Origin of the sequence: Streptomyces sp. NPDC049879 (assembly GCF_044461265.1) — a bacterium.
Classification (GTDB): Bacteria; Actinomycetota; Actinomycetes; order Streptomycetales; family Streptomycetaceae; genus Streptomyces.
The window spans coordinates 134,250-146,589 of record NZ_JBITKT010000001.1 but is presented as its reverse complement, the minus strand read 5'-3'; the positions used below and the strand labels follow the sequence as shown (position 1 = coordinate 146,589).

At 70.8% G+C, this 12,340-nt stretch carries 10 protein-coding genes and 1 pseudogene; 4 read left to right on the top strand and 7 right to left on the bottom strand.

The window, feature by feature from the left end; all coding sequences use genetic code 11:
- Positions 1-46: 46 nt before the first annotated feature.
- A complete protein-coding gene (locus ACIBPC_RS00675) occupies positions 47-799 on the bottom strand; it encodes a GntR family transcriptional regulator (protein ID WP_362967771.1) in 753 nt (250 codons plus the stop codon).
- 297 nt (positions 800-1,096) lie between these two features.
- On the opposite strand from ACIBPC_RS00675, the gene ACIBPC_RS00670 reads away from it, so the two are divergent.
- On the top strand, positions 1,097-2,023 hold the full coding sequence (locus ACIBPC_RS00670) for a cation diffusion facilitator family transporter (protein WP_362967770.1): 927 nt from the start codon (positions 1,097-1,099) through the stop codon (positions 2,021-2,023).
- A 91-nt stretch (positions 2,024-2,114) separates the two neighbouring features.
- Here the strand turns inward: ACIBPC_RS00670 and ACIBPC_RS00665 are convergent, their stop codons facing one another.
- The 3 genes from ACIBPC_RS00665 to ACIBPC_RS00655 form a co-directional block, all read right to left on the bottom strand.
- The gene (locus ACIBPC_RS00665) at positions 2,115-3,704 is read right to left on the bottom strand and encodes a S8 family peptidase (protein WP_398840322.1); all 1,590 of its coding nucleotides are present in this window, start codon (positions 3,702-3,704) and stop codon (positions 2,115-2,117) included.
- A gap of 300 nt (positions 3,705-4,004) precedes the next feature.
- On the bottom strand, positions 4,005-4,865 hold the full coding sequence (locus ACIBPC_RS00660; RefSeq protein WP_362967768.1) for an SDR family oxidoreductase: 861 nt from the start codon (positions 4,863-4,865) through the stop codon (positions 4,005-4,007).
- Positions 4,866-5,033: 168 nt separating this feature from the next.
- Positions 5,034-5,729 carry an SDR family NAD(P)-dependent oxidoreductase gene (locus tag ACIBPC_RS00655; RefSeq protein ID WP_398840320.1) on the bottom strand — a complete coding sequence of 232 codons (696 nt, stop codon included), beginning with the start codon at positions 5,727-5,729 and terminating at the stop codon, positions 5,034-5,036.
- A 101-nt stretch (positions 5,730-5,830) separates the two neighbouring features.
- Between ACIBPC_RS00655 and ACIBPC_RS00650 the strand changes: the two are divergent.
- A pseudogene (locus tag ACIBPC_RS00650) lies at positions 5,831-6,668 on the top strand (helix-turn-helix transcriptional regulator).
- Between the two features lie 17 nt (positions 6,669-6,685).
- Here ACIBPC_RS00650 and ACIBPC_RS00645 read toward each other — a convergent pair.
- On the bottom strand, positions 6,686-7,432 hold the full coding sequence (locus tag ACIBPC_RS00645; RefSeq protein ID WP_398840319.1) for a LysR substrate-binding domain-containing protein: 747 nt from the start codon (positions 7,430-7,432) through the stop codon (positions 6,686-6,688).
- Positions 7,433-7,490: 58 nt separating this feature from the next.
- Here ACIBPC_RS00645 and ACIBPC_RS00640 point away from each other — a divergent pair, with 58 nt between their 5' ends.
- Together ACIBPC_RS00640 and ACIBPC_RS00635 are read left to right on the top strand one after the other, a co-directional pair.
- Positions 7,491-7,904 (top strand): DUF5997 family protein, encoded by a 414-nt coding sequence (locus ACIBPC_RS00640; RefSeq protein WP_398840318.1) that lies wholly within the window; start codon positions 7,491-7,493, stop codon positions 7,902-7,904.
- Between the two features lie 24 nt (positions 7,905-7,928).
- Positions 7,929-8,510 carry a Uma2 family endonuclease gene (locus tag ACIBPC_RS00635; RefSeq protein ID WP_398840316.1) on the top strand — a complete coding sequence of 194 codons (582 nt, stop codon included), beginning with the start codon at positions 7,929-7,931 and terminating at the stop codon, positions 8,508-8,510.
- A 218-nt stretch (positions 8,511-8,728) separates the two neighbouring features.
- Here ACIBPC_RS00635 and ACIBPC_RS00630 read toward each other — a convergent pair whose 3' ends face one another.
- Positions 8,729-9,253 carry an ArsR family transcriptional regulator gene (locus tag ACIBPC_RS00630; RefSeq protein ID WP_398840314.1) on the bottom strand — a complete coding sequence of 175 codons (525 nt, stop codon included), beginning with the start codon at positions 9,251-9,253 and terminating at the stop codon, positions 8,729-8,731.
- Between the two features lie 925 nt (positions 9,254-10,178).
- Complete coding sequence (locus tag ACIBPC_RS00625) at positions 10,179-12,323, bottom strand: UvrD-helicase domain-containing protein (protein WP_398840312.1); 2,145 nt, start codon at positions 12,321-12,323, stop codon at positions 10,179-10,181.
- Positions 12,324-12,340 lie beyond the last annotated feature (17 nt).

The following is a 12,340-nucleotide window of genomic DNA, read 5'->3' as shown; positions in this document are numbered from 1 at the left end:
TCCCCGTCCCCTCCCCGGTCCCGCACGATCCCGCCGCCGCGCCCCCTCAGCGCACCGGCAGGTGGTAGGCGATGCGGAACCGGTCGGCGGGGACGACCACGTCGGCCGTCTCCACCGGCAGCCCGCCCGCCTGGTACGTCCTGCTGATGACCAGCACCGCGTGCCCGGGCAGCCCGCCGAGCTGCCTCGCCTCCTCGGCCAGGGCGGGCCGCGCGCCGACGTGCTCGACGACGTTGTCCACCGTGACGTCGATGGCGGCCATCCGCTCGACCACCCCGCGGCCCGCGAGCGGCCCGTGCTCCGGGAGCACGACCGGCGTGCGGCCGGTGAGCCGCAGCGGTTCCCATGACGTGGAGAGCATCACGGCCTCGGAGCCGGTCCTGAACACGTACCGCGTCCGCATCACCGGGTCGCCCGGCTCCACCCGCAGGCGGGCGGCGATGGCGGGCGCGGCCTCCTCCCGCTCGCTGTCGCCCTCCCAGGTGCCGCGCACCCGTTCGTCCGTCTGTTCCTGGCGGAACGGCGTGCAGCCGCCGAGCGTCCTGAAGCCGCTGCGGCGGATCGCGCGCGGCACGGGCTGCTCCCGCACATAGGTCCCCGACCCGGAGCGGCCCTCCACCAGCCCCTCGGCCATGAGCACCTTCCTGGCCTCCAGCGCGACCGTGTCCGAGACGCCGTAGGCGGCGCGGATGGTGGCCTGCGACGGCAGCCTGGTGTGGGGCGGCAGCGTGCCGTCGGCGATCTGCGCTCTGAGGTCTTCCGCGACACGGAGGTACGCGGGCTTCTCACCCAACGGCACTGGCCCTCCCGGTGCTGTCGACCGCGGTGCTCGTCACCCGGTGCTGTTGACATGCTGTTGACTACCTGCAACAGCTTGACAACGCTCGGTTGCGATACGCAAGAGACGGCCAGAGTTTCACCCGAAGTGATGACCACGGGCGGGACCACCCGCAGGCACCCCGCGGGCGCGCGGCCGGGACGCGCCGGGGAGCGGCCCACGACGGCCCCCTATACCGGCCCCCTGACGGGGAAGCGGTACTGCAAGAATGTGCCGCGCCGCAGGGTGCGGAGACCGTCCGAAGGGGGACCCACAGACATGAGCGCGTCAGGCGGAACCAAGGCGATCGTCGCCGCGTTGGGCGCCAATCTCGCCATCGCCGTCAGCAAGTTCGTGGCCGCCGTCTTCAGCGGCTCGTCCTCGATGCTGGCGGAGGGCGTGCACTCGCTCGCCGACTCGGGCAACCAGGCGCTGCTCCTCCTCGGCGGCAAGCGCGCCAAGCGCGCGGCGAGCGAGGAGCACCCCTTCGGCTACGGGCGCGAGCGCTACATCTACGCGTTCCTCGTCTCGATCGTGCTGTTCTCCGTCGGCGGCGTGTTCGCGCTCTACGAGGGCTTCGAGAAGATCAGGCACCCGCACGAGATCGAGCACTGGTACTGGCCGGTGGGCGTGCTGGTCTTCGCGATCATCGCCGAGAGCTTCTCGTTCCGCACCGCCATCAAGGAGTCGAACGAGACGCGCGGTACGCAGTCGTGGGTGCAGTTCGTCCGCACGGCGAAGGCGCCGGAACTGCCCGTCGTGCTGCTGGAGGACCTCGGCGCGCTGGTCGGCCTCGTCCTGGCGCTCGGCGGCGTCTGCCTCGCGCTGGCGACCGGCGACGGCGTCTGGGACGGCGTCGGCACGCTGTGCATCGGCATCCTGCTGATCGTCATCGCCCTCGTCCTGGCCGCCGAGACGAAGTCGCTGCTGCTCGGCGAGGCCGCGGGCAAGGGCGCGGTCGTCCGTATCCGCGCGGCCATCGTGGACGGCGAGACCGTCACCCAGGTCATCCACATGCGCACCCTGCACCTCGGCCCCGACGAGCTGCTGGTCGCCGCGAAGATAGCGGTCGAGAGCGGGGACGACGCGGCCACCGTCGCGCGGGCGATCGACGCCGCCGAGGCCCGTATCCGGGCGGCCGAACCGGCCGCGCGCGTCATCTACCTGGAGCCCGACATCCTGCGGCGGCACGCCCCGGCGGAGTGACGCGACGGGGTGGCGCGGCGCGGTGACGCGTACGGCGCCGGCCGGTCCTCGAAGGGAGGACGGGCCGGCGCCGTCGTGCGTGGTGCTCAGCTCAGAACTGGAGCGACCAGGAGTCGATGAGGCCCTGGTCCAGGCTGGCGTTGTCCGTCACCTGGAGGGTCCAGGTGCCGTCCGCGTCCACCCCGTTCCCGTTCAGGTTGTAGGCGGCGTCGATGTTGTCGGCCGAGCCGCCCGACTGGTCGCGCAGCAGGATGGTGTCGCCCGCGGGGGTGACCAGCTCCACGGTCAGGTCGCCGACCCAGGTGTGCTGGATGTGGATCTCCACCTGGTAGATGCCGCTGAGCGTCCCGACGCCGGAGACGGCGAGCGGGGACGACACGGTGCTGTTGTCGACGATCGCGACGTTCGTGTCGCTGGTGAACTTCGGGCCGGTCGGCAGCTCGGGGCCGCCGCCGCCCTCGCCGCCGGTGTGCAGCAGCGCGTTGGCGGTGTCGGCCGGGATGCCGGACAGCTGGTTCCACACGGCGGTGTCGACCAGCTCGTCCTCCACCTCGGCGGGGGTGGCGTCCGGGTTCTCGCTCAGGAAGAGCGCGGCGGCGCCGGCGACGTGCGGGGTCGCCATGGACGTGCCGGAGATGGTGTCCTCGTCCGTGTCGCTCCCGTTCCAGGCCGACGTGATGCCGCTGCCGGGCGCGAAGAGGTCCACGACGCTGCCGACGTTCGAGAAGTACGAGATGGCGTCGGTCGAGTCGCTGGCGCCGACCGTGATGGCGTCGGCGACGCGGGCGGGCGAGTAGCTGCTCGCGTCGTCGCCGTAGTCGTTGCCCGCGGCCACGGCGTAGACGACACCGGCGTCGATCGAGTTCTCGACCGCCTCGTCCAGCACGTCGTCGGCGCCGCCGCCCAGGCTCATGTTGGCCACGGCCGGGCCGTCGAGGTCCGCCACGTCGCCCGTGACCCAGTCGATGCCGGCGACGACCGACTCGGTGGTGCCCGAGCCGTTGTCGTCCAGCACGCGGACGGAGACGATCTCCGCCTCCTTGGCGACGCCGTAGTCCGCCCCCGCGACGGTGCCGGCGACGTGCGTGCCGTGCCCGTAGCCGTCGAGGCCGTCGCCGCCGAAGGCGTCGAAGCCGACGCGCGCGCGGCCCTCGAAGTCCTCGTGCGTCACGCGCACACCGGTGTCGATGATGTACGCCGTGACGCCCTCACCGGCCGAGTCCGGGTAGGTGTAGCTGCCGTCGAGCGGCAGGCTGGGCTGGTCGATCCGGTCGAGGCCCCAGGACGGCGGGTCCGTCTGGGTCGCGTCGGCGTGGTAGACGCTGTTCTGCACGACGCGCTCGACCGCCGGGTCGGCGGCCAGTTCCAGCGCGTCGGCTTCGCTCAGTTCGGCGGCGAAGCCGTTGAGGGCGTGGGTGTAGACGCTCGTCACCTTCGCGTCGTGCCGGTCGGCGAGCGACTCGGCGCGCGCGGAGGACGCGGAGAAGCCGCCGTCCTTCAGGACGACGATGTAGCTGCCGGGCACGGTGTCCGCCGCCCCGGCGTTCGCGATCGCCGCCCGCGGCCCGTCCGCGGCCTGTGCTGTCACCGGCATCAGCGCCCCGGCGCCGAGGGCCAGGAGCGCGGCGGTGGCCACGCTCGTCCTGGTCCGCGGCAGGCCGGGGAATCGCGTCTTTGCCATCGAGGGGTTCCTCCTCATCGGTGGTGCGCCAAAACCCAAGGGAGGGCAGCGCACGGTCACCGATGCACCATGGCATGGCCATGACATATCCATGACCGTGGGGGGCTGCCAGATGGAATGATCCGATCACGTACAGGAGTTGACAAGACCTACGCGAGTAGCGACACACGGCGGACATCTTCGTGAAATCAAGGCGACGATCCTTCGCGCAGGTCACGGCCGTGTCACGGTGGTCAGGTGATGGGATGTTACGTTTTCCACCACACGACCGGCACACCCCATCCGGCGCGCGACCCCCCGTCAGCCGCCCAGCGCCTGCCCGACCGTGACGGCGAGCGGCGTCGTGGGACGGCCGAGGAGCGCGCTCAGGTCGCCCGTCGTCCGGGACAGGGCGCCGCGCGCGATCTGCACATCCGCGTCGACGATCAGCTCGACGGCCGGGCCCGGCAGCCCCGCCCGGTCGAGCACCCGCCGGTACTCGTCCGCCGGAAGGTCCGTGTAGGCGACCGGCCTGCCCGACTGCGCGGCGGCCTCCGCGGCCAGCTCCGCCATCGTCCAGGCGGTGTCGCCCGTCAGGTCGTGGACCGCGCCCGCCTGCCCTTCACGGGTGAGGACGACCGCGGCGGCCTCGGCCAGGTCCGAGCGGCTCGCGGACGCGATACGGCCGTCCCCCGCGCTGCCGACGAGTTCCCCGCGCGCGACCGCGCCGGGGAGGACGGCGCTGTAGTTCTCCGTGTACCAGCCGTTGCGCAGCAGCACGGCGGGGACGCCCGACTCCTCGATGGCGCGTTCGGTGGCGCGGTGGACCTCGGCGAGGCCCAGCGGGCTGGTGGGCGCGCCGGTGACCGACGTGTAGCCGAGCAGCGCCACGCCGCTCGCCCGCGCGGCGCCGACGACCGCCCGGTGCTGGGCGACGCGCGCCTCGTCAGGACCGGTCGAGGAGACGAGCAGGACCTTCTCCGCGTCGGCGAACGCGGCCGTCAGCGTCTCCGCCCTGTCGTAGTCGACCACGCGCACCTCGACCCCGAGGGAGGCCAGGCCCGCCGCCTTCGCGGGCGTGCGCACGCCCGCGGCGACGCGTCCGGCCGGTACCCCGGCCTTCAGCAGGTGCTCGACGACGAGCCGGCCGAACTGCCCGGTGCTTCCGGTGACGACGATCATGTGGGACCTCTTCCTGTGGTGGGGTGGGAACGCGGGGTGCTTCCCATGCTGGGGAACGGCGCGCGCGTACGGCGCACGGCGCGCGTACGGCATGCCGTACGCGGATGCGAACGGCGGAGGCGGATCACGCGGCGGCCGTCCCGCCCCGCGTCCCGGCGGGCCCCGCGGTCACCAGGGGCTGACGCCGTCGCCGTCGAGGAACGCGCCCGTCGGCCCGTCCGGGCCGAGCAGCGCGGCGCGCACGATCGGCTCCGCGCCCTCCTCGACCGTCTGCACGCCCCGGTGCCCGTTGAGGTCGGTGGCGGTCGGCCCCGGGTCCACGACGTTGACGCGCAGCCCCGGGTACGCGCGGGCGTACTGGACGGTCAGCATGGACACGGCCGCCTTCGACGCGGTGTACGGCACGCTGCGCACCCGCGACGCCGCGCGCGCGGCGTCGTGGACACGGCCGAACGACCCGAGGCCGCTGCCCACGTTGACGACGACACCGGCGGCACTGCGTCCGAGGAGCGGCAGGAAGGCGTGCAGCACGCGGACGATGCCGACGACGTTGGTGTCGAGGACCGCCGTCATGTCGGCGGCGGTGCAGTCGCCGACCGCCTTCATGCCGCCGTTGACGCCCGCGTTGTTGACCAGGACGTCGAGCGCGCCATGCGCGTCGGCGACGTGGGCGGCGGCCCGGCGGACGGACTCCTCGTCGGTGACGTCGAGCAGCAGCGGCCGCGCGCCCAGCTCCCGCGCGGCGCGCCCGGCCCTGTCGGGGTCGCGCGCGGCGGCGTAGACGGTGTGGCCCTCGGCGACGAGGCGGCGCGCGGTCTCGTACCCGAGGCCCTTGTTCGCTCCCGTGACGACTGTGACGGTCATGCGGTCGAGCATGCGCCGCGCCGCGCGCGCCCTCCAGGGACGCCTCGTCCTGGGAACGCGGGTACCAGGCTGTCCGCCGCCCCTGCTGGGACGATGGGCATATGAACGGTGCCTCGGGCGAGCTGGCGGCGGTCCTCCGCGTATGGCGCGAACGCCTGCCCCCCCCAGGCCGCCGGCCTCCCCGCGAACACCTCCCGCCGCACGAGCGGCCTGCGCCGCGAGGAGCTGGCCGTCCTCGCCGGGGTGTCGGCCGACTACGTCGTGCGCCTGGAGCAGGGACGCGCCTCCGCGCCCTCCGCGCAGGTCTGCGCCGCGCTCGCCCGCGCGCTGCAGCTCAGCGACACCGAGCAGGAGCACCTCTTCCGGCTGGCGGGCCACGCCACCGGTACGGGCCGCATCAGCCGCCTGGTCCCCGCGGGCATCCGGCGGCTGGTGGAGCGCACGCCGGACCGCCCCGTCGCCGTCTTCGACGCGATGTGGACCCTGCTGCTCTGGAACCCGGTGTGGGCGGCCCTGATGTCCGACCCCTCCCGCCTGCGCGAGGCGGAACGCAACGTGCTGTGGCTCCACTTCGCCGGCCTCACCGACTGCCACGTCCGCGCGACGCAGGGCAGCATGGCGTTCGACGCGTCGATGGTCGCCGACCTGCGGCGCAGCGCGGGCCGCTACCCGGACGACCCGGAGCTGCGGCGGCTCGTCGCGCGGCTGGGCGAGGAGAGCGCGCCGTTCAGGGAGCTGTGGCGGCGGCACGAGATCGCGGAGCACGGGCCGACCGTGAAGAGCATCGAGCACCCGGACGCCGGGCGCCTCGACCTGGACTGCGACGTCCTCACCACGCACCGCGGCGACCTGCGGATCGTCCTGTACACGGCGGAGCCCGGCAGCGAGTCGGAGGGCAAGCTCGCGCTGCTGGCCGCGATCGGGACGCAGAGCATGTGACGTGCCGGGCGGGCGCGTCAGCCCTTGCGGCGCGGCTTCCCGCGCCGGGCGCCCGCCTTCTTCGCGGCGGGCTGGGGGCGGGGCTTGGCCTTCGCCTTCGCCTTGGCCTTCGCGGTGGGCTTCGCCTTCGGCTCGGGCGGCGTCGCGGGGCGCCCGCGTGTGCTGTTCACCGTCCTGCCGCGCACGATGCCGATGAACTGCTCCACCAGGTCCGTCGTCCCGTCCTCCCGCCAGGACAGCGCGACGCGCGACGCGGGCACGCCGTCGCCGGTGAGCGGCCGGTACGTGAGGTCCTTGCGGTGGTGCAGCCGGGCCAGCGACATGGGGACGACGAGCAGCCCCACGCCCGCCGCGACCAGCTCGACGGCGTCCCCCGTCGTGGCGGGCCGCTCGACCGCCGGGCGGCCGGGCGGGCGTTCCCATGCGAGAACGTCGTCCAAGGGGTGGAACACGACCTCGTCGGCCAGGTCGTCCGGCGCGACCTCGTCGGCGGCAGTCACGACATGGTCCTTGGGCACGACGACGACCGTCGTCTCCGTGTACAGGGGGATGGCGCTGAGGTCCGTCCGGTCGACCGGCAGCCGCAGAAGCCCGGCATCCGCGCCGCGTTCGCGCAGCAGCCCGGCCGCGTCGGCGGCGTCCACGGGCACCAGTTCGAGCCGCACCGCAGGGAGCCGTTCCTGCCAGATACGCACCCATTTGCCCGGCGTCGCCCCCGGGACGTAGGCGAGCCTGAACGGGGGCGGGGTGTCCAAGCCTGTCACCCGGCCAGGTTACCGGGCGCGTCCCGGGCACCCCGACACGCTCGTTACGCTTGACACCATGACGCCGCACAGGACCAGCCAGACGATGAAGCCCGCCACCGCGGCGAAGAAGCTGGAGGTCTACCTCAAGGCCACTCCGGCCGAGTTCCAGGAGGGCACCGTCTCGCGCGACGAGCTGGACGCCCTCCAGTCCGACCCGCCCGCCTGGCTGCGCGACCTGCGGCGCAACGGCCCGCACCCCCGCTCCGTCGTCGCCGCCCGGCTCGGCGTCTCCATCTCGGGCCTCGCACGCGGCGGCGTCACCGAGGCGCTGACGACCGAGGAGATCGAGGAACTGCGGACGGAGAACCCGGAGTGGCTCCAGCGGGAACGGGCCACACAGGCGGAGGTCCAGAAGGAGACACTCCGCATCAAGGAGAAGAACGCCACCCCCGCCAAGCCGTCCAAGCCCACCTCCCGCAAGCGCCCCTGACCCCGCTGCGGACAGCCCGACTGGATGCGCCCGCCACGCGCGGAAGGCTGGTTCGCGGAGGACCTGGACCGCCTCCCCGAGGCACCGCGCCACACGGAATTGATCGACGGAGCCCTCGTCTTCATGCCGTCCCCCCAGCGGTCCCGGCACGGCCGTCTCGTCACCGGGCTGACGACGGCGCTCATGGCGGTGGCGCCCGCCAGTGTCGGGATCGAGCGGGAGATGACGATCCGCCTCGACGCGCGCAACCGTCCCGAGCCGGACCTTCTGGCGATGACCGCGCCGTACGACCCGGACCGCACCTGGTGCGCGCCCGAGGACATCCGGCTCGTCGTCGAGGTGGTCTCACCCGAGTCCGCCCACCGCGACCGCACCGTGAAGCTGCGCAAGTACGCGGAAGCGGGCATCCCGCACTACTGGTGCGTCGAGGACGAGGACGGCTCCCCCGCGGTGCACGTGTACGAACTCGACGGCCCCACCGGCGCGTACGCGCCCGCCAGCATCTCCCGAGGCGCCCTGCACCGCCCCGTACCATTCGACATCACGCTGGACCTCACCCGCCTCGTCCCACCCCGCAGAAACCCCAGCGACACGGCCGGGAACTGAACACCGGGCGGCCCAACCCGCCAGCGCCCTGCGCGCGGCATCGTAGGCCGGCGTGTACGCACCTTCCGGGTCCGTGGCCGCCAACTGCCGTGCGGAGCCGACATGCACGCGCGCCCGGACCAGTTCCGCTTCGGCGGCCTCCTGGGAAGCGGGGACTCGTTCAAGTCCGCCGCCGGCGATGAGCGCGTCGACCGTCGACCGGCCTTGATTCCAGCGCGTCACTGCGCCTCCAAGTCAAGATTCAGCCGTACCAGGGGACGTTCGCGAACGCTGGTGAGGAACGGATCGTCCGTCCGGGCCTCCCACGCCGCGGCGGAGACCCGGTGCATGTTGACCTCGCGACGCAAGATCCGTGACGCCTCCTCAGCAAGGTCGAAGAGCGCGTCAGCATCGGGAGCACCCACGACGAGGACGTCCACATCAGCAGGCGGCAGCCCCGGCTCGCCGTCGTACCGAGCGGCCCACGAGCCGTAGATGTAAGCCCGCTCCACGCCTTCGAGTCCAGCGAGCGCATCAGTGAGCACGGGCACGGGGCCGAAGGAGACGGACATGAGCTCGCTCAGCGGGCGGTACAGCGGAGTGTCCGTGCGGGCCTTGACGAGGCGACTGCGGCCCACTCGCCGATCAGCCAGGATGCCACCACCGGCCAACCAGTCGACCTCCCGAAGGACAGCGGTGGGGGTCACGCCGACCTCGGCCGCGAGCTCGGTGATGCTGTACTCGCGGCCCGGGTGCAGGAGCACCAGAGCGAGAAGCTCCCCTTGCATGCGAGACCGGAGGATGGGGAGCAGGCTCGGCGACATTTTCATTGGACGCGGGATATCAGGCGTCCAATGAAAGTAACAGTCCGTATTCCCTTGTTCCCACCCGAGAGGCTGGAGCGGCCGTTGCGAGGCGCCAAAGTCAGCACCAAGCCAGCGCCGGAACACGGAAGGGGTCGGACTCGCCAGAGCCCGACCCCTTCCGACCTGCACCTTAATCAAATTAGCTAACACGAAGCAAGAGTGCGACTACACGTTGAACCGAATCTGCAGGGCAGCGTCATCCCAGCACCATCCCAGCACGGGCGTTCTATCCCAGCACCGTGCAGGCCAGGCGCCCCCGTACACCTACGCAGCTCGGGCACTGCCGCTCGAGCTCCACCTCCTCTGCCTGCTGGGACGTCGCGTCTTGGGATACAGGCCGCATGGCGCGCTGCAGAACATCCCCGCAGCGATCCCCAAGCGCTCGGCAGCAGATTTCCGTAGATGTCGACCGTCGTCTTGACCGAACGGTGCACCAGCGGTGAAGGCGTCCGCACCGTCGAGGCCGATCCTCCGCAGAAACGACTCCTCCCGCTGCCGCCTGGCTCCCTATACCGCACGGTCCACGCGTGACCGCACCTTGGACGCTCACACGGGTAGTGCCCGATCTCGGGCGTCCCGCTTGCACCTCTGATTTACGCTCGCCACCCAACACCCCGATCAGCCTGGCCCTCCGACCTAAAGCGTTTCCATCACTTCATAACCAGACAAGATGCACGACACTAAACCGCCCCTGTCAGCGAAAGTGACGCTTCATGCGCGGACGAAGCAACCACCGTGCTCCCGGGACCGTAAGGTTTGCCCGGCGGCTGGGCGCCGGGCCCTAGCCTCAAGCCGGATTGCCAGTGCGGCGCACACGAGGCTCCTATGTCGCTCCCACTTCAGCGAGAAAGCGACTCGCTGGACCGCTCCACGACACATGCAGTCGGTCGCGTGCGCGCGTACAGGCTACGAAGAGCAAACAACGCTCCGCTGTCAGATCCGTGTGGTGCTGGATGGGGTCAACTTCCATTGGCGTGATGGCTCCTGGGTACGGAACCGTCCCTTCACGCACCCCAACGACCGCCACGCACCTGAACTCCAACCCTTTGAGAGAATGCATGGTTGCGACCCTGACGCCCTCAGCGTCTACGCTTCCGTCTTGCCGTAGCCGGATCGCAGGGATTCCCTCGCCCCGCAGCCGCTGCGCCACGCGGTACACGATCTTGTTGAATCGGGCAGCCACCGCGATATCAGAGAACTCAACTCCACTGTCGGCCCACTCGCGGATGCGCGCCACCAGCTCGGCCAGTTCCGCATCCGGGTCATCCGTGGCACACACGGTCGGGCGGGCGCCGCGGAGCGAGGACCGGAAACCTACCAGCGTGTCCGCACTCCCGTTCTCCAACTGCTCCACAGGCCGACCGTCCAGCAACGACACCGCCCAAGCGAGAATTTCCTGCGTGCTGCGGTAGTTCATGTGCAGCCGAGTGGAACGTCCGGTCACGGCGACCCCCAACGATCTCAGAGACACCCTCGAGTCGTAGATGCGCTGATGCGGGTCGCCAGCAATGAACAAGTCGTCAGGACGATTGGGCACCACGGCCCGCAGTAGCCTCCACTGGGCGGGGTGCAGGTCCTGTGCCTCGTCAACGACCACATGCCGGTAGGGCTGCACTCCGGATGCGGTGACCCGCAACGCCGCTTCATCGCACACACCCAGATGTGTACGCGCGGAGCGCTTGTCGAGCGCAACCTGGAACGCCTCCACCGCCTGCCAGAGCTCGTGCCGTCGAGCGGAGGCGAGCCGGGAGCCCCGACCGCTTCTGGACGCCTCACGGTAGGCGTCGAGCGAGCGCAGACCCTGTGCCAAGATGACATGCTTGTACTCCTGGGCCAGGAACTGGCCGTTCCACGGCAAACCCAGCTGGTCGCCGATCTCTCCCCAGAGAGCAGTCTCCTGCGCCCCGTCAAGGTAAGCACGCCGGACAGTGTCATGTGGTTCAACAATTTCTCGTGCCAGGGCGTTGACCGTCGACACGTCCACCCGACCGCGCAGCTCCTCGTCCTCGATCAGCAAGGCCAGCCCCTCGCGAAGAGCCGACGTGAGCGCCCCCGTGTATGTGGTGAGCAGGATGCGCTCGCCGGTCCGTAGATGCTCCAGGAGGTGCTTGACCCGATGAAGTGCCACCACAGTTTTGCCCGTGCCCGGTCCACCGGTCACTTGGGCAGGACCCGAGTAGCTGGGCCGGTACGCCATGTACCGCTGAGACGGATGCAGGAAGATCCTCCACGCGGCGAACGGCTTGTCGAGGATGTCGGACAGTTCTCCCGGGCTAGTCACCAGGGCAATACGCGATGGGGTGTTCCTCATCGCGCTGGACAGGTCTGTACGGTCCACCGTAAGCGCGCTGTTCCGGGCTCGGAAGGCGACCAGCTCACCCCATACCGTCTGCACGCTCAGTCCCTCGGCGAGGAACTGCAGCACCTGCCACTGATCCTCCGGCATCAACGGAGCGAATGCATCGAGCTGCTTCTTGGAGGTCAGAGAACGGGCCGCGCGCAGCACATCATCCTCGATACCCAGACCACGAAGATCCCCGTCCGGATGACGAGCGAAGAGAGGTTCCGCCTCGGCGGTGGCCGCCTCCGCCTCCCATGCCGGCACCAGCTGCTCCACCGTGACGACGTCACGGATCTCCAGTCCGTGGGTCACCGCGTTTACGCTCGGCACCTGCTTGGAAGCCCAGGCGTAGGCGTCGTCGTGCGCCATCACACGCAGCAGCAGAAAATCCTCGCCTGTGCCGGGCGCGAGTACGACTCCCCGGTAGAACCTATCGATACGGCAGGTGTAAATGTGCTTGTCCCTGGCCCCCTTGGGCTGCTTGAAATCGAGTCCGGGGTCCGCCCAGAGCTGTTTGAGTGTGAGCTGCTGGAACTTCAGAGCCGTCTTCACGGCCCCGGACCGCGCCTTGGAGTCGAGCTTCCCGAACTCGTCGAGAAACCGGACCGAGAGAGCCAGCTGTGCCATGGGAAAAGCTCCTTCGG